The sequence below is a fragment of the Pseudomonas sp. YH-1 genome (assembly GCF_051990045.1).
Taxonomy (GTDB): domain Bacteria; phylum Pseudomonadota; class Gammaproteobacteria; order Pseudomonadales; family Pseudomonadaceae; genus Pseudomonas; species Pseudomonas nicosulfuronedens.
Genome location: NZ_CP178184.1, coordinates 5558587 through 5575891, shown reverse-complemented (window position 1 = coordinate 5575891; position 17305 = coordinate 5558587). Strand labels below are relative to the sequence as shown.

The 17305-nt window shown below is 63.4% G+C and carries 14 protein-coding genes and 5 tRNA genes; 15 read left to right on the top strand and 4 right to left on the bottom strand.

Features of this window, described 5'->3' with window-relative positions; genetic code table 11:
- Window positions 1–3 precede the first annotated feature (3 nt).
- The 3 genes from ACKI1H_RS25435 (at window position 4) to ACKI1H_RS25425 (ending at window position 3634) form a co-directional block, all read left to right on the top strand.
- On the top strand, window positions 4–1029 hold the full coding sequence (locus ACKI1H_RS25435; RefSeq protein ID WP_440466716.1) for an MraY family glycosyltransferase: 1026 nt from the start codon (window positions 4–6) through the stop codon (window positions 1027–1029).
- A 71-nt stretch (window positions 1030–1100) separates the two neighbouring features.
- Window positions 1101–3089, top strand: coding sequence for a polysaccharide biosynthesis protein (locus ACKI1H_RS25430; RefSeq protein WP_138520591.1), 1989 nt, complete (start codon window positions 1101–1103; stop codon window positions 3087–3089).
- Window positions 3090–3286: 197 nt separating this feature from the next.
- On the top strand, window positions 3287–3634 hold the full coding sequence (locus tag ACKI1H_RS25425; RefSeq protein WP_138520592.1) for a ComEA family DNA-binding protein: 348 nt from the start codon (window positions 3287–3289) through the stop codon (window positions 3632–3634).
- A gap of 252 nt (window positions 3635–3886) precedes the next feature.
- Here the strand turns inward: ACKI1H_RS25425 and ACKI1H_RS25420 are convergent.
- A tRNA-Asn gene (locus tag ACKI1H_RS25420) sits at window positions 3887–3962 on the bottom strand.
- A 69-nt stretch (window positions 3963–4031) separates the two neighbouring features.
- Window positions 4032–5228 (bottom strand): amino acid aminotransferase, encoded by a 1197-nt coding sequence (locus ACKI1H_RS25415; RefSeq protein ID WP_440466715.1) that lies wholly within the window; start codon window positions 5226–5228, stop codon window positions 4032–4034.
- A gap of 184 nt (window positions 5229–5412) precedes the next feature.
- Between ACKI1H_RS25415 and uvrB the strand changes: the two genes are divergently transcribed.
- A complete protein-coding gene (gene uvrB, locus ACKI1H_RS25410; protein WP_440466714.1) occupies window positions 5413–7428 on the top strand; it encodes an excinuclease ABC subunit UvrB in 2016 nt (671 codons plus the stop codon).
- Window positions 7429–7566: 138 nt separating this feature from the next.
- Here the strand turns inward: uvrB and ACKI1H_RS25405 are convergent, their stop codons facing one another.
- Entirely contained in the window at window positions 7567–9066 is a 1500-nt protein-coding gene (locus tag ACKI1H_RS25405) for an MDR family MFS transporter (protein WP_138520613.1), read from the bottom strand.
- Window positions 9067–9115: 49 nt separating this feature from the next.
- Window positions 9116–10150 (bottom strand): HlyD family secretion protein, encoded by a 1035-nt coding sequence (locus tag ACKI1H_RS25400; RefSeq protein WP_138520595.1) that lies wholly within the window; start codon window positions 10148–10150, stop codon window positions 9116–9118.
- 110 nt (window positions 10151–10260) lie between these two features.
- Here ACKI1H_RS25400 and ACKI1H_RS25395 point away from each other — a divergent pair, with 110 nt between their 5' ends.
- The 11 genes from ACKI1H_RS25395 (at window position 10261) to ACKI1H_RS25345 (ending at window position 17259) form a co-directional block, all read left to right on the top strand.
- Window positions 10261–11181, top strand: a complete 921-nt coding sequence (locus ACKI1H_RS25395; protein ID WP_440466713.1) for a LysR family transcriptional regulator — start codon at window positions 10261–10263, stop codon at window positions 11179–11181.
- A gap of 61 nt (window positions 11182–11242) precedes the next feature.
- Window positions 11243–12727 (top strand): glutamate--tRNA ligase, encoded by a 1485-nt coding sequence (gltX, locus tag ACKI1H_RS25390; RefSeq protein WP_440466712.1) that lies wholly within the window; start codon window positions 11243–11245, stop codon window positions 12725–12727.
- Between the two features lie 63 nt (window positions 12728–12790).
- On the top strand, window positions 12791–13783 hold the full coding sequence (locus ACKI1H_RS25385) for a J domain-containing protein (RefSeq protein WP_440466711.1): 993 nt from the start codon (window positions 12791–12793) through the stop codon (window positions 13781–13783).
- Window positions 13784–13968: 185 nt separating this feature from the next.
- Window positions 13969–14044: transfer RNA gene (locus ACKI1H_RS25380), tRNA-Ala, on the top strand.
- 53 nt (window positions 14045–14097) lie between these two features.
- Window positions 14098–14173: transfer RNA gene (locus tag ACKI1H_RS25375), tRNA-Glu, on the top strand.
- A 44-nt stretch (window positions 14174–14217) separates the two neighbouring features.
- A tRNA-Ala gene (locus ACKI1H_RS25370) sits at window positions 14218–14293 on the top strand.
- A gap of 58 nt (window positions 14294–14351) precedes the next feature.
- Window positions 14352–14427: transfer RNA gene (locus ACKI1H_RS25365), tRNA-Glu, on the top strand.
- 169 nt (window positions 14428–14596) lie between these two features.
- Window positions 14597–15136 (top strand): TetR/AcrR family transcriptional regulator, encoded by a 540-nt coding sequence (locus tag ACKI1H_RS25360; protein WP_138525847.1) that lies wholly within the window; start codon window positions 14597–14599, stop codon window positions 15134–15136.
- A gap of 13 nt (window positions 15137–15149) precedes the next feature.
- Entirely contained in the window at window positions 15150–15989 is an 840-nt protein-coding gene (locus ACKI1H_RS25355) for an alpha/beta fold hydrolase (RefSeq protein WP_440466710.1), read from the top strand.
- 167 nt (window positions 15990–16156) lie between these two features.
- Window positions 16157–16807, top strand: a complete 651-nt coding sequence (locus ACKI1H_RS25350) for a bifunctional 4-hydroxy-2-oxoglutarate aldolase/2-dehydro-3-deoxy-phosphogluconate aldolase (RefSeq protein ID WP_440466709.1) — start codon at window positions 16157–16159, stop codon at window positions 16805–16807.
- Window positions 16804–17259 carry an acyl-CoA thioesterase gene (locus ACKI1H_RS25345; protein WP_440466708.1) on the top strand — a complete coding sequence of 152 codons (456 nt, stop codon included), beginning with the start codon at window positions 16804–16806 and terminating at the stop codon, window positions 17257–17259. Before ACKI1H_RS25350 ends, ACKI1H_RS25345 begins: the two co-directional genes overlap by 4 nt.
- Window positions 17260–17305: the final 46 nt, after the last annotated feature.

Genomic DNA, 17305 nt, shown 5'->3' with positions numbered 1-17305 from the left:
TCGATGCTGATTGTCCCGATGCTCCTGGCAGTAGCGGTGTTTTCCTGGTTGCTGACTGGATGGGTGCGTCGCTACGCGCTGGCGCGCAGCATAATGGATATTCCCAACGCTCGAAGTTCTCACCGGATTCCTACGCCGCGTGGCGGCGGCGTTGCCATCGTGCTGGGTTTCCTGGGCTGCCTGCCTTTGGCCGGTGCCCTTGGTGCTGTGGATGGGAACAGCCTCTTGGCCCTGTTGCCAGCCGGCGCTCTGGTTGCGGTCATTGGTTTCCTCGACGATCACCGTCATATTCCGGCGCGCTGGCGGCTGCTGGGGCATTTTGTTGCTGCGCTCTGGTTGCTCGCCTGGCTGGGTGGGGTGCCTGCGCTGGCTATGCCCTGGGGCACGCTGGATCTGGGATTGGCCGGCGATCTGTTGGCAGTTGTGTTCCTGGTCTGGCTGCTGAACTTGTACAATTTCATGGACGGCATCGACGGGATCGCCGGTCTGGAAGCCATCAGTGTCTGCCTGGGCGGGGCCCTCTGCGGGTGGTTCGTCGGAGAGTGGCAACTGGTATGGTTACCCTTGATCCTGGGCATGGCGGCGGCGGGGTTCCTGGTCTGGAATTTCCCGCCAGCGCAAATTTTCATGGGGGACGCGGGCAGCGGTTTCCTTGGGTTGATTCTCGGAGGATTGGCGCTGCAGGCGGGGACGGTTTCCGCGCCGCTGATCTGGAGTTGGCTGATCCTGCTCGGCGTGTTCGTGGTCGATGCCACCGTCACGCTGATCCACCGTCTGATGCGTGGCGAACGTGTCTACGAGGCGCATCGCAGCCATGCCTACCAGCGTGCTTCGCGCCGTTACGGCAGCCATTTGCGGGTGTCGCTGGCGGTGACCGCTGTCAATGTACTTTGGCTCATGCCGCTGGCGTTGCTGGTGGCACTGGGGCATGTTTCGGGTTTGCTGGCACTGATTGTCGCCTATGCTCCCATAGTGCTTGTCGTAGCTCATCTGGGTGCAGGTCGTCCGGATGAACAGGATGTGAGCTGAACTCCACCGGATTTGGTGGTCAATGTAGCGGGCGAGAACTTTCCTCCGCTCGGGATTAAGGACAAGCGCTGATGCTCCGAGAACGCCTGCTGAGGCTTCCGAGACGACATAAACGGCTACTGCAGGTCACCACCGATATCCTGCTGGTGTGGTTCGCGCTGTGGCTGGCGTTCATCGTGCGGCTGGGAACCGACGATCTGGAGTACCCGCTCCGGGTCCATGGTTGGTTGTTCGTGGCCGCGCCAGTGGTTGCTATCCCGCTGTTCATCCGTTTCGGCATGTACAGGGCGGTAATGCGCTACCTGGGCAATGACGCGCTGATCGCGATCTGGAAAGCGGTGACCATCTCCGCGTTGTTGCTGTCGCTGGTGGTCTACTGGAATCGCTCGGTGACCGAGATGGTTCCGCGCTCTCTGGTGCTGAACTACTGGTGGTTGAGCCTGCTGATGATCGGCGGCTTGCGCCTGGCCATGCGTCAGTACTTCATGGGCGACTGGTACAGCACGGTCCAGGCTGTGCCCTTCCTCAAGCAGCAGGATGGCTTGCCCAAGGTGGCGGTCTATGGCGCCGGCTCTGCCGGCAACCAGCTGGTGGCCGCGTTGCGCCTGGGTCGTGCCATGCGTCCGGTGGCCTTCATCGATGACGATGACGAAATCGCCAACCGCGTCATTGCTGGCCTTCGCGTCTTCAAGCCCAAGCATATCCAGCAGATGATCGACGAGACCGGCGTGCAGGAAGTGCTGCTGGCAATCCCTTCTGCGACCCGCGCCCGTCGCCGTGAAATCCTCGGTCTGCTCGAGCCGTATCCGGTTCACGTACGAAGCGTTCCGGGGTTTATCGAGTTGGCTAACGGCCGCGTACGAGTGGACGACATCCAGGAAGTGGACATTGCCGACCTGCTCGGGCGTGACCCGGTCGAGCCGCGCAAGGAACTGTTCGAGCACTGCATCCGTGGCGAAGTCGTCATGGTCACCGGCGCTGGTGGCTCCATCGGGTCGGAGCTCTGCCGCCAGATCCTTGGCTCATCGCCCACCGTGCTGGTGCTGTTCGAGCACAGCGAATACAACCTCTATCGCGTGCACCAGGAGCTGGAGAACCGCATCAAGCGCGAGTCCCTCGCGGTGCAGCTGGTGCCGATCCTTGGCTCCGTACGCAGTGCCGAGCGTCTGCTGGACGTCATGCGCACCTGGAAGGTCGCCACGGTCTATCACGCTGCGGCCTACAAGCACGTGCCCATCGTCGAGCACAACATCTCCGAAGGGGTGCTGAACAATGTGATGGGCACCTTGCATACCGCCCAGGTGGCGGTGCGGGCAGGGGTCGAGCACTTCGTGTTGATCTCCACCGACAAGGCAGTGCGTCCGACCAATGTCATGGGCAGTACCAAGCGCCTGGCGGAGATGATCCTGCAGGCCCTGAGTCAGGAGTCCGCCCCGGTGCTGTTCGGCGACAAGTCCGGCGTGCACCAGGTCAACAAGACCCGTTTCACCATGGTCCGGTTCGGCAATGTGCTGGGCTCGTCCGGTTCGGTCATTCCTCTGTTCCGCGAGCAGATCAAGCGCGGCGGGCCAGTCACCGTGACCCATCCGGGCATCACCCGCTACTTCATGACCATTCCCGAGGCGGCGCAGTTGGTGATCCAGGCTGGCTCCATGGGGCGCGGCGGCGACGTCTTCGTGCTGGATATGGGGCAGCCGGTGAAAATCCTCGAGCTGGCCGAGCGGATGATCCACCTGTCGGGGCTGAGCGTGCGCTCGGAGCATACACCCCATGGCGATATTTCCATCGAGTTCAGCGGCCTGCGGCCTGGCGAGAAGCTCTACGAGGAGCTGCTGATCGGCGACAACGTCAGCGCCACCGAGCATCCGATGATCATGAAAGCCAATGAAGAACTGATGCACTGGGAAGGCTTCAAGCTGGTGCTGGCGGATCTGCTCAAGGCCGTGGATCAGGGCAACTACGCACGGGTGCGGCAGCTGCTGCGGGAAACCGTCAGCGGCTATTGCCCCGAAGGCGAGATCGTCGACCTGATCCACCAGCAGCGGCGGATGGAGCCCTGATCCTGGGTTCTACCTAGCAGATGCGGTGATCGCCGTGTCTGCGAACATCGTCAGTACTTTCCTGGCGATCTGTCGGCGGCGCCGGAAACTGCTGCCGACTCTCTAAACCAAGGTTTTTACGCGTGTTCCTGGCGATATGTTTCTTGGGCGGCGCCGTTGCGCCCGCCTAGAAGCCTCTTATTTCCAGGGAATGCCTCATGAAGAAGAACCTGCTCTCCATCGCTAGCCTGATCCTGTTCGCCAGCCTCTCTTTTGGCGGTGTCGCCCAGGCAGCCACCAGCACTCAGCCTGCCGCCAAGCCGGCGGTCGAGGCACCAGCGCCGGCTGCCAAGGCGCCTGTCTCTCAGGTCGAGGCGGTGAATATCAACACGGCATCCGTCGAAGAATTGCAGAAGTCCCTGAAGGGCATCGGCAAGGTCAAGGCCCAGGCCATTGTTGACTACCGGACCAGCAATGGGCCATTTACCACGGTTGATCAGTTGCTGGAAGTGAAGGGGATCGGCAAGGGCACCCTGGACAAGAACCGGGATAGGATTTCGCTCTGAGCCTTTGCCTGTCGAAATGAAAAAGCCGGTCTGTGATCGGCTTTTTCATTGAAGAGCATTTCTCCGGCCCAATAAAAAGCCCCCGGCGTGTGCCGAGGGCTCTGAATTTTGGCTCCGCGACCTGGACTCGACGGCGTCAGCCGAACGCGCTTCAGCGCGGCCCCGAAGGGGGAATCACCTGGGACGCAGTCCCTGGAGAGAGTCCAGCGCCCAATAAAAAAGCCCCCGGCATGTGCCGAGGGCTCTGAATTTTGGCTCCGCGACCTGGACTCGAACCAGGGACCCAATGATTAACAGTCATTTGCTCTACCGACTGAGCTATCGCGGAACAACGGTGCGTATCTTACTGATTAAAAAGGGGAAGTCAACATCGTGCCGATGACTTCCCCTGATTTTTTTACAGCACCTGGACGATGGCGCGGGTGACGGTGTCCAGGTTGCCGTTGTTCAGCGCGGCGACGCAGATTCGGCCAGTGCCGACGGCGTAGATGCCGAACTCGTTCTTCAGGCGCTCAACCTGCTCGGCGGTCAGGCCGGAGTAGGAGAACATGCCGCGCTGCTGTGCAACGAAGCTGAAGTCGCGCTTGGCGCCCAGGGCGGTCAGTTGCTCGACCATCGCTACGCGCATGGCGCGGATCCGGGTGCGCATTTCGCCCAGCTCTTCTTCCCAGACCGCACGCAGTTCCGGGCTGTTCAGCACGGCGGCGACAACGCTGGCGCCGTGGGTCGGCGGGTTGGAGTAGTTGGTACGGATCACGCGCTTGACCTGGGACAGGACGCGGGCGGACTCCTCGCGGCTGTCGGTCACGACCGACAGGGCGCCCACGCGCTCGCCGTACAGCGAGAACGACTTGGAGAACGAGCTGGACACGAAGAAATTCAGGCCCGACTTGGCGAACAGGCGCACGGCGGAAGCGTCTTCGTCGATGCCGTCACCGAAGCCCTGGTAGGCGATGTCGAGGAACGGCACGTGGCCCTTGGCCTTGAGCACGTCCAGGACCTGCTTCCAGTCGTCCATGGTCAGGTCGACGCCGGTCGGGTTGTGGCAGCAGGCGTGGAGCACAACGATGGATTGCGAGGGGAGGGCGTTGAGGTCTTCCAGCAGGCCGGTACGGTTCACACCGTTGGTAGCGGCGTCGTAGTAACGGTAGTTCTGCACCGGGAAACCGGCGGCTTCGAACAGCGCGCGGTGGTTTTCCCAGCTCGGGTCGCTGATGGCGACGGTGGCGTTGGGCAGCAGGCGCTTGAGGAAGTCGGCACCGGTCTTCAGCGCACCGGTACCGCCGACGGCCTGGGTGGTGACCACGCGGCCTTCGGCCAGCAGCTCGGAATCAGCGCCGAACAGCAGCTTCTGCACGCCCGAATCGTAGGCGGCGATGCCTTCGATCGGCAGGTAGCCGCGCGGTGCGTGGGCCTCGATGCGGGCTTTCTCCGCGGCCTGTACGGCACGCAGCAACGGGAGACGGCCTTCCTCGTTGTAATAAACGCCTACGCCCAGGTTGATCTTGCCCGGGCGGGTATCGGCGTTGAAAGCTTCGTTCAGGCCCAGGATCGGGTCACGGGGGGCCATTTCGACAGCGGAGAACAGACTCATTTTGGCAGCAGCTCTAAGGCGGGAGTGAAGTGCAATTGCAACCCACCCGCACACGGCGCTGGGGGTTGCGTCGACGGGCCGGTATTATATAGGCCTCTACAGCAGGCGGCGAGTTGTCGCGCGTGCTTTTCGACTGGTATGACGCTTTGGCGACCGAAGCGTCACACGCCAAAGCGAGGTTCCCATGTCGATTTTTCAGCTGGATTCGCGATTCGAGCCCGCCGGCGATCAGCCCGAAGCCATCCGACAGATGGTGGAAGGTCTGGAAGCGGGCCTGTCGCACCAGACGTTGTTGGGGGTGACCGGCTCCGGCAAGACCTTCAGCATCGCCAACGTCATTTCCCAGGTGCAGCGCCCGACCATGGTGCTGGCGCCGAACAAGACGCTGGCTGCGCAGCTCTACGGCGAGTTCAAGACCTTCTTCCCGAACAACGCTGTCGAGTACTTCGTCTCCTACTACGACTACTACCAGCCCGAGGCCTACGTGCCGTCCTCGGACACCTACATCGAGAAGGATTCCTCGATCAACGACCACATCGAGCAGATGCGGTTGTCGGCGACCAAGGCGCTGCTGGAGCGCAAGGACGCCATCATCGTCTGCACCGTGTCGTCGATCTACGGCCTGGGCGATCCGGCGTCGTACCTGAAGATGGTCCTGCACCTGGATCGCGGCGACAAGATGGACCAGCGCGAGCTGCTGCGCCGCCTGACCAGCCTGCAGTACACCCGTAACGACATGGATTTCGCCCGTGCGACCTTCCGAGTGCGTGGCGATGTGATCGATATCTTCCCGGCGGAATCGGACCTGGAGGCCATCCGCGTCGAGCTGTTCGATGACGAAGTGGAGAACATAGCCGCCTTCGACCCGCTGACCGGCGAGGTGCTCACCAAGCTGCCGCGCTTCACCTTCTACCCCAAGAGCCACTACGTCACCCCGCGGGAGACGCTTCTGGAGGCGGTGGAGCACATCAAGGCCGAACTCAAGCAGCGCCTGGACTACCTGCGCAGCAACAACAAGCTGGTGGAAGCCCAGCGCCTGGAGCAGCGGACCCGTTTCGACCTGGAGATGATTCTCGAGCTGGGCTACTGCAACGGCATCGAGAACTACTCGCGCTACCTCTCCGGGCGCGGTCCCGGCGAGCCGCCGCCGACGCTCTACGACTACCTGCCGGACAACGCCCTGCTGGTGATCGACGAATCCCACGTCAGCGTTCCCCAGGTCGGGGCCATGTACAAGGGCGACCGCTCGCGCAAGGAGACCCTGGTCGAATACGGCTTCCGCCTGCCCTCGGCGCTGGATAACCGTCCGCTGCGCTTCGAAGAGTGGGAGGCAATCAGCCCGCAGACCATCTTCGTCTCCGCGACGCCCGGCCCTTACGAGGATCAGCACGCCGGTCGGGTCGTCGAGCAGGTGGTGCGCCCCACCGGCCTGGTCGACCCGGAGGTGGAAATTCGCCCGGCGACCACCCAGGTAGATGATCTGCTATCGGAAATCGGTAAGCGCGTGGCGCTGGATCAGCGCGTGCTGGTGACCACTCTTACCAAGCGAATGGCCGAGGACCTCACTGACTACCTGGGCGATCACGACGTGCGCGTGCGCTACCTGCACTCGGACATCGACACCGTGGAACGGGTGGAAATCATCCGTGACTTGCGCCTGGGCAAGTTCGACGTGCTGGTGGGCATCAACCTGCTGCGCGAGGGCCTGGACATGCCCGAGGTGGCACTGGTGGCGATCCTCGATGCAGACAAGGAGGGCTTCCTGCGTTCCGAGCGCTCGCTGATCCAGACGATCGGCCGCGCCGCCCGGAACCTGCACGGCAAGGCGATCCTCTATGCCGACAACATCACCGGCTCGATGCAGCGGGCAATCAACGAGACCGAGCGCCGTCGCACCAAGCAGCTGGAGTTCAACGCCAAGCACGGCATCGTGCCCAAGGGTGTGAAGAAGGACATCAAGGACATCCTCGAAGGCGCCGTGGTGCCGGGTGCCAAGGGTAAGCGCCGGAGCCTGGCGAAAGTGGCGGAGGAGAGCGGTCGCTACGAGAACGAGCTGCGCACGCCGGAGGAAGTCGGCAAGCGCATCAAGCAATTGGAAGAGCGCATGTACCAACTGGCCCGCGATCTGGAGTTCGAGGCCGCGGCCGGCGTGCGCGACGAAATCGGCAAGTTGCGCGACCGCATGGTATCGATGGGCTGAACGCAGGACGAGCCGGCTTTGGCTGGCTTTTCGTAGGAGCGAGCTTGCTCGCGAATATCACAGCACCCTGATGTAGCGGTGTGATGCGGGGTTCGCGAGCAAGCTCGCTCCTACAAGGGTTAGTTCGGCGTGGAGCGGTCAGTGCGCTCCGGCCCCCGCTCCAGCGCCCATGCCTGCCGGCAGCGGGCGGGTTAGCAGCACTGCCACCATGCTCACCGCCAGCACGATACCGATGGCGTGGAAGGCGTCGTTGTAGGCCATGATCGCCGCCTGCTGGTGGACGATCTCGCTGATCTTGCCCAGGGCTGCCTGCTGCGTGCCCAGCTGCGAGGTCAGCTGCGCCAGCCGTTCGTCCACCGCGCCGTTCACCGGCACCACCGCTTCGCGCAGATAGTCGTAATAGACCTTGGCGCGGCTATCCAGCAGGGTCGCCAGCAGCGCGATACCAATGGCGCCGCCCAGGTTGCGCAGGATGTTGAACAGGCTGGAAGCGGACCCCGCATCCTGTGGCTGTAGGTAGACAGTGGCGATCAGCGAGATGGTGACCATCACCATCGGCTGGCCGAGGGCGCGCAGCAACTGGATCTGGTTGAACTGCGGGCCGGCGAAGTCCGGGTTCAGCACACCGGAGAAGAAGCTCGCCATGCCGAACAGGCCGAATCCGACGGCGCAGAGCAGGCGCGGCTCGATGATCTTCATCAGCTTGGGGATCAATGGGATAAGGAACAGCTGCGGCACACCCATCCACATGATCACCTCGCCGATCTGCATGGCGTTGTAACCCTGGATCTGCGCGAGATACAGCGGTAGCACATAGATCGACCCGTACAGCCCCATGCCCAGGCCGATGCTGGATATGCTCGACAGGCCGAAATTGCGGTTGCGCAGAATCCCCAGGTTGATCAGCGGGTTCGGCCGCGAGGTCTGCAGGATCACGAAGAGGATCAGGCTGACCAGGGCGATGCTGCCCAGGCTGACGATCAGGCTCGATTCCAGCCAGTCCTTGCGATGGCCTTCTTCCAGGAACACTTGCAGGCAACCCAGGCCGATGGCCATGGTGATGATGCCGGCGTAGTCGGTGCTTTTCAGCAGTTCCCAGTGCGCCGGCTTCTTCTCCAGGCCGTAGAGCAGGCCGGCGATCATCAGCAGGCCCGGCGGGATGTTGATGTAGAAGATGTATTCCCAGCCGAAGTTTTCCGTCAGCCAGCCGCCCAGGGTAGGGCCGATGGAAGGGGCGAAGGTCGCGGTGATGGCGAACAGCGCCATGCCCTTGGGGCGATGGTGTTCCGGCAGCTTGATCAGCGCCAGGGTGAAGGCCAGCGGGATCAGTGCGCCGCCGGTGAAGCCCTGCATGGCGCGGAACACGATCATGCTCTCCAGGTTCCAGGCGAACGAGCAGAGCAGGGAAGAGAACAGGAAGCCGACCGAGATCATCCAGGCCAGCCGGCGCGCCGAGAGCAGCTGCACCAGCCAGGCGGTAAGCGGGATCATGATGATTTCGGCCACCAGATAGGACGTGGAGATCCACGAGCCTTCTTCCAGGGTCGCGGCCAGCGCGCCCTGGATGTCTTTCAGCGAAGAGTTGGTGATCTGGATGTCGAGCACCGCCATGAACGCGCCGAGCATGGCGCTGAACACGGCGATCCAGTCGCGGCGGGTCGGTTCTCCGGCCGGCCGCACCAGGGCATCAGCGGACACGCAGCTCGACCTCGGCCTCAACGGACATGCCCGGGCGGATCAGGCCCTTGAGCGGGTTGTCGTCGGCGAAGGTGATCTTGACCGGAATGCGCTGCACGACCTTGGTGAAGTTACCGGTGGCGTTGTCCGGCGGGAGCAGGCTGAATTGCGCGCCGGAGGCGGCGAACAGGCTCTGTACCTGGCCGTCGATGGGCTGGTCGGGGAAGGAGTCGAACACCAGCTTGGCGGTTTGACCCGGGCGCATCTTGCCGATCTGGGTTTCCTTGAAGTTGGCCTGGATCCAGATGCCGTCATCCGGCACCAGCGAAAGCAGCTGGCTGCCGACCTGCACATACTGGCCGACGCGGGCGCCGCGCTGGCCTACCAGGCCGCTGACCGGCGCGTGGATTTCGGTGCGGGCGAGGTTGATCTCGGCCTGGGTGATGTCAGCGCGGGCGCTTTCGATCTGTGCCTGCAGGCGCTGCACGTCGGTGCCCAGGGTTTCACGCTGCACGCGCTGGGCCTGCAGGTCGGCCTGGGCCTTGGCCACCTGGGAGCGGGCGACGTTGGAGTCGGCGGCCAGGGTGGTCACGCGTTCTTCCGAGACGTAGCCGGGCTTGCGCAGCGCCTGGGCACGGCCGAGGTCGACCTCGGTGCGACCGAGGGTGGCCTGGCTGGCATTCACGTCGGCCGCGCTGGCCGCGATCATGCTGGTCTGGCCCTTGAGCTTGCTGCGCGCCTGCTCCAGTTCCGCCTCGCGGGTGGCCAGGGTGGCCTTGGCGCGGTCCAGCGCGAGCTGGAAGTCGGCGGCCTCGAGCTTCACCAGCAACTGGCCTTTCTCGACGTGCTGGTTGTCCTGTACCAGCACCTCTTCGACGCGGGCGCCGAGTTGGCTGGCGATGCGGGTGATCTCACCCTGCACGTAGGCATTGTCGGTGGTCTCGACGAAGCGGCCGATGAAGTACCAGCGCGCCAGGAAGGCGAGGGCGACGACGGCAAGGATGACGAAGAACACGGACAGGCGGCGTTTTAATTGTGCGGGCATAGGTAAACGAGCGTTTGGTTGGCCAAAAAAATGTTTGCCAATGTAACAGTGTTCCGTGGCGGCACGTAGCCGCTACACTTCGGAAACTTTGTTGCTTATAGGGAACAATCATGGGGCTGGATGATGCGCTGATCTTCACTCGCGTGGTGGAACTGCACAGTTTCACCCAGGCGGCGCAGAGCCTGGGGATGCAGAAGTCCACGGTGAGCCGGCGTATCGCGCTCCTCGAAGAGCGCCTGGGCGTGCGCCTGATCAACCGCACCACCCGCAAGCTGCGCCTGACCGAAGTGGGTCAGGCCTACTACGACCGCTGCCGGCAGATCATGCATGACTTCGCCGAGGCGGAGCAGGCGGTGATGCAGTTGCAGCAGGCGCCTTCGGGATTGTTGCGGATCACTGCGCCCATCGAGTTCGGCCAGATGTACCTGGCCAAGGTGCTGGGCGATTTCATGAACCTTTATCCACAGATCACCGCCGAGGTCGAGCTGACCTCGCGCAACGTCGATCCGCTGGAGGAGGGCGTGGATATCGTCATCATGGTCGGCCAGCCGGAGGACTCGACCCTGATCGCCCGGCGCATGCTGACCACCAACCGTTGCCTGTGCGCCAGCCCGGACTACCTGAAGCTGCACGGTTGGCCAGAAACCGTCGAGGAGCTGGCTGGCCACCGCGCCGTATTGCTGCAGGCCGACTCGCAGCGCTACTGGCCGCTACGCGGAGAGACCGTGCCGTGCCACCGCGTGCTGTCCTGCAACAACATCACGTTTGCCCGCGAAGCAGTCCTGGCGGGAGCGGGGATCGCCTCGCTGCCAGAGCTGATCGTCGACGAGCAGTTAGCCAGCGGTCGCCTGGTGCGCGTGTTACCGCAGGTCCAGTTGCCGGTGGGCGAGCTGTACGCCGTGTACCCATCGAGGCGTTTCCAGGCGATGAAAGTGAAGGCCTTCCTCGACTTCCTGATCAACAACCTGCCCATCGATCCCGGTCGTTGGCTGGAGCCGAAGGCGGCCCGCCTGATACCATCGCACCCATGAGCGCGCGCGCCGTCGCGCGCTGTCCGCTTCACACGAAGAATTGCTGCACACGAGAGCCTTCATGACCACAGTCCGCACCCGTATCGCGCCGTCTCCCACCGGCGACCCGCACGTCGGCACCGCGTATATCGCGCTGTTCAACCTCTGCTTCGCCCGCCAGCACGGCGGTCAGTTCATTCTGCGCATCGAGGACACCGATCAGGTGCGCTCGACCCGCGAATCGGAACAGCAGATCTTCGACGCGCTGCGCTGGCTGGGTATCGAGTGGGACGAGGGCCCGGACGTCGGCGGCCCGCACGGCCCGTACCGGCAGAGCGAGCGTGGTGCCATCTATAAGCAGTACAGCGACGAGTTGGTGGACAAGGGCCATGCCTTCCCCTGCTTCTGCTCCTCCGAGCGTCTCGACGCCTTGCGTGCCGAGCAACAGGCGCGCAAGGAAACCCCGCGCTACGACGGCCTTTGCATGCATATCGCGAAAGAGGAGTCGGCCAAGCGTATCGCTGCTGGCGAATCCCATGTCGTGCGCATGAAGGTGCCGACCGAGGGCGTCTGCGTGGTGCCGGACATGCTCCGTGGCGACGTGGAAATCCCATGGGACCGTATGGACATGCAGGTGCTGATGAAGGCCGACGGCCTGCCCACCTACTTCCTGGCCAACGTGGTCGACGACCACCTGATGGGTATCACTCACGTCCTGCGCGGCGAAGAGTGGCTGCCCTCGGCGCCCAAGCTGATCAAGCTTTACGAGTACTTCGGCTGGGAACAGCCGGTGCTCTGCTACATGCCGCTGCTGCGCAACCCGGACAAGAGCAAGCTGTCCAAGCGCAAGAATCCCACCTCGATCACCTTCTATGAGCGCATGGGCCTGCTGCCCCAGGCGCTGCTGAACTACCTCGGCCGCATGGGCTGGTCCATGCCCGATGAGCGCGAGAAGTTCAGCCTGGCGGAGATGATCGAGCACTTCGACCTGTCCCGCGTTTCGCTGGGCGGCCCGATCTTCGACATCGAGAAGCTCTCCTGGCTGAACGGCCAGTGGATTCGCGAGCTGTCCGTCGAGGACTTCGCCAAGGAAGTGCAGAAGTGGGCGCTCAACCCCGAGTACCTGATGAAGATCGCGCCGCACGTACAAGGCCGCGTGGAGAACTTCAGCCAGATCGCTCCGCTGGCTGGCTTCTTCTTCAGTGGCGGCGTGCAACTGGACGCCAAGCTGTTCGAGCACAAGAAGCTCGATGCCACCCAGGTTCGCCAGGTGCTGCAACTGGTGCTGTGGAAGCTCGAAGCGCTGCGCCAGTGGGAAAAGGATCGCATTACCGCGACCATCCAGGCCGTCGCCGAGCACCTTGGCCTCAAGCTGCGTGACGTGATGCCGCTGATGTTCCCGGCCATCACCGGCCAGGCCAGCTCGGTGTCGGTGCTCGACGCCATGGAAATCCTCGGTGCCGACCTGTCGCGCTATCGCCTGCGCCAGGCCCTGGAACTGCTGGGCGGTGCGTCGAAGAAAGAAGCCAAGGAATGGGAAAAGATTCGCGACGCTATCGGTAGCTGAGTCTTCCCGCACCGACCCGCCCGGGTCGGTGCTCCATTTCGCTCATACCTGATCGAGGCCGCAATGGACTGCTGGCAGATTCTCCAACTGGAGCCCGATGCTGACGCTTCGGTTATCCGCCGGCAGTACGCGAAACTGCTGCGCCATTGCCGTCCAGACGAAGACCCCGTGGCTTTCCAGCGGCTGCGCGATGCGTACGAATGTGCATTGCAATTGATTGCCGGGGAGGGGCAGGCACAGCCGGAGTTATTGCAGCCTGACCGAGGGAGCATCGACCGGCCGCTGCTGGTGCGCGGTGAGGAGTGGGAGCGAGCGGAGGGGCTGTTGCCCGGGCTGACTCCCGACAATCTTGCACAGCACTACGTCTTGGCCGAGCAGTTGGACTGCCGGGAGTGTTTCGAGCGCCTGGTCCTGCAATATTGCCTGGCGTTACCTGGCGATGCGGGGGCTGAATTGGCGGAGTCGGCGATGGTGGTTTTCGCTGCCGCCATGGCCGGGCCGGCCGCGCATTTGTCTCCGCGATTGCTGGAAGCCCTCGATCGGCCGGTGGCCGAGCTGCAGGTGCGGCGATTCATGGCCGAGCTGCGTGGTGGCGAGCGTCCACTGAATCTTCGTCTACGCCATTATGTGCGGCAGCCATTGCTCTCCAGCCCTGACCGTCGAGCGCTGTTCGACGCCGGATTGATGTACAGCCTGTTCCTCGACCCCTCCATTGATCGGCTGGACCTCCATGAGGTTTTCGCCGAGATGGGCTGGAGTATTCACGGCTGCATTGGTCCGGCTGATCTCTTGTCGGACCCCGCCTGGTGGGGCAGGGACTACGCCAAGGGTGGACACAACAGCAACAGCATCTGGAGTGAGCTGCGCGTCCGCGCGGGGAATCCACGGGTGAAAGTGCAGCCGCCACAACGGCCGCCGGCCAAATCGTCAGTCGGAAAGATCCTGAGGGCTCTGGGGCATTGTCTCTGGGTGGGCGCTATGCTGGCCCTGCTGGGCTTTCCCTGGCCTGGTGTAGTCTGGATCTGTATAGGTCTGTTCGGTGCGCTGGCGGTCTGATCCTGGCTGGCGATGGTCGGGCGAGTCGGCGGAGACGGTTAAGTGATTGTTCTTGCTTCAAAATTTTTTCACTTCTGATGAAAAATTCTGTTGACAGGGGTTCGCCTCCCCCCTAAGATGCGCCCCGTTCCAGCGACGAACTGAACTGACAGGGCGAAGCGGAACGGTAGATCCAGCGGTACTTTGGGGCTATAGCTCAGCTGGGAGAGCGCTTGCATGGCATGCAAGAGGTCGACGGTTCGATCCCGTCTAGCTCCACCAAATTACCAGTAGGTCTTGCCTGGTCCGGGCAAGGCTGAAATCGAAGGTTTTGCGTCCCCTTCGTCTAGTGGCCTAGGACACCGCCCTTTCACGGCGGTAACAGGGGTTCGAGTCCCCTAGGGGACGCCATTATTCCAGCGACGATGCATTCGCGTCGTCAGCCAGAGTCATCTGGGGCTATAGCTCAGCTGGGAGAGCGCTTGCATGGCATGCAAGAGGTCGACGGTTCGATCCCGTCTAGCTCCACCAAATTCCCAAACGGGATGAAGCCAGAATCCACCGCCTGGTGGGTTTCTTCGAAGGATATGTCCCCTTCGTCTAGTGGCCTAGGACACCGCCCTTTCACGGCGGTAACAGGGGTTCGAGTCCCCTAGGGGACGCCATTTTTATCGCTCTGCGATGCCTATAGGGCCACTGAGACTTTCAGTGGCCCTTTTGTTTTTCATCCCTCCAGAAAGTTGTCCTCCGACCAGTGGTCGCGCTTTCTGCTTGCTGATTTTTATTATGAGAATAATATTCTATCCATAATATTTTTCGAGCGAGAGGCCAACCATGAGCGACAAGAAAGCCCAGACCCGTGAACGCATACTCTCCGCCGCCACCAGTGCATTGCTGCAGCACGGGCCGGTCGGCCCCAGCGTGGGCGAGGTGATGTCGGCGGCGGGTCTGACGGTGGGCGGCTTCTATTCGCACTTCGAGAGCAAGGACGCGCTGATGCTGGAGGCGTTCCGCCAATTGCTCGCCAAGCGCCGCGAGGGGCTCAAGCGTTTCGATCCGAAGCTGAGCTTTGCCGAGCGTCGCGCGTTGACCGCGCAGTTCTACCTGTCGCGCAAGCATCGCGATAGCGAAGAAGAGGGCTGTCCGATCCCCAGTTCGCTGAACGAAGTGGCGAACCTGCCGGAGGCCTTTCGCCAGACCCTGGAAGAGCACGTGGAGTTGATGGTCGCGGCGCTGGCCGGCCGCCCCGAGGAAATCGACACCGTGCTCAGCGACATGGCCCTGATGATTGGTGGATTGGCGCTGGCCCGAGCCCTCGGCGATGGCGACCTGTCCGACCGTGTCCTGCGTGCCGCGAAGAAAGCGGTGATCTGAGGAGGTACGTCGAATGAGCAGTCTGAACTGGGTTCGAGGCATCAATGCCACCCTGGGTCGCGTCGCCCCGGAATGGGCGGCGGGGCGCATGCAGCAACTGTTCGTGACGCCCAACGAGCACGCACCGCGCGATTGGGAATTGCCGCTGTTGGCCAGCTCCGAGCGGGTCACCTTGCGCTTCGGTCTGTCGGCGCTGCGCTGGGGCGAAGGGCCGGCTGTACTGCTGATGCATGGCTGGGAGGGGCGGCCGACCCAGTTCGCCACGCTGATCGAGCATCTGGTCGGCGCCGGTTATGGCGTGATCGCCCTCGATGGGCCAGGGCACGGCCGCTCGCCGGGGCAGGAAGCGGACATCGTGCTGTTCGCGCGAGCCCTACTCGAGGCGGCCGGCGAGCTGCCGCCGCTACGCGCCGTGATCGGCCATTCCATGGGCGGCGCCAGCGCCTTGCTGGCTACCCAGATGGGGCTGCGAACCGAGACCTTGGTGAGCATCGGCGCCCCGAGCAATGTGCTCGGCGTGCTGCGAGGTTTCTCCAAGGTGGTCGGTTTGCCGCCGGTCGCGCGCTCGCGCTTCATCCGCATGATCGAGAGCCGCGCGGGAATCGCCGCCAAGCAGCTGGATGTGTCGCGCTACCAGCTGGACTTCCCCGGCCTGGTGGTGCACGCCGAGGATGACCGGTACGTGCGGGTCAGCGAGGCGACGGCCATTCATGAGGCTTGGCCGCAGAGCCGGTTGCTGCGTCTGGCCGAAGGCGGGCATCACCGCGTGCTGGCAGACCCTGCGGTCATCGATGCGATTCTGGAGTTGTTGGAGGCGGTCGAGGAGCCGCTACCGCTGGCGCTGGTCTCCTGAGTCATTCACCACCCTGATAACGGCGGCCAGAGGCCGCCGTTTTCGTTCCATGATGGCCCGTTGCGGGTCGTCAGGCCCGGCGCGCTGGCGTAGACTTTCGGGCATTTCCGGCCACCCCGGCCTGGGCGCGAGGTCTTGCGCACGCGGGTGGTCGATTGGGGGAAAGCATGAATCTGTCGCTGGATTGGGTGCTGCAGAAGGCGCGCCCGGTCATGCCGGTATTGGTGATCGATGATGTGGCGCTGTCGGGTGACCTGGCTCGCGCCTTGTACGACGGCGGTGTGCGGGTGCTGGAAGTGACCCTGCGCACACCGCAGGCGCTCGATGCGGTGGCCGAGATTCGCCGTGAGCTGCCCGAGATGATCGTCGGCGCTGGTACCTTGATCCACACCGAGCAGTTCCAGGAGGCCCGTGATGCCGGTGCGCAGTTCGCTGTCAGCCCTGGCTGCACGCCGCGGCTGGTGGCCGCGGCCGACGATGCGAAGCTGCCGTTCCTACCGGGCGTGATGACGCCTTCCGAGGTGCTGGTGGCGCTGGAGTACGGTTACCGCTCGCTGAAGCTCTTCCCGGCCGACGGCAACGCCGCGATCAAGATGCTCAAGAGCCTCAAGGCGCCATTCGCCGGCATCCGCTTCTGCCCGACTGGCGGCATCACCCAGGAAAATCTGATCAACGTGCTGCGCCTGCCCAATGTCGCCTGCGTCGGCGGCACCTGGATCGCGCCGCCCAGCCTGGTTCGCGCTCGCGCCTGGGACCAGATCACTCAATTGGCCGGCGAAGCCTGTGCGCTGGCCGCAAGCCTGGAGCATGCTTCATGAGTTGGCAGTTGCCCGATCCGTTCGTCATCGACATCGAGGTCAAGTCCGAGGACATCGACGGCCTCGGCCATGCCAACAATGCCGTCTACGTCAGTTGGCTGGAGCGCTGCGCCTGGCGCCACTCCCAGAGCCTGGGACTGGACCTGGCCGAGTACCGCCGGCTGGATCGCGCCATGGCCGTGGTGCGCCACGAGGTGGACTACCTCGCTGCCGCCTACGAAGGTGAGCAGCTGCAACTGGCGACCTGGATCGTCCAGTCCGATCAGCGCCTGAAGATGACTCGTCACTTCCAGCTGGTGCGTCCGGCGGATGCGCTGACCCTGCTGCGCGCACAGACCACCTTCGTCTGCATCGAGCTGTCCAGCGGCAGGCCCAAGCGCATGCCGGTGGAGTTCATCGAAGGCTACGGCCGCGCGTTGCTCTCCCCGGAGATCGTGGCTGCTGGCGCGTGATCCGTCGCGCCGCGCTTTTCCCGGCGCGGCGCATTCCCTACAATCC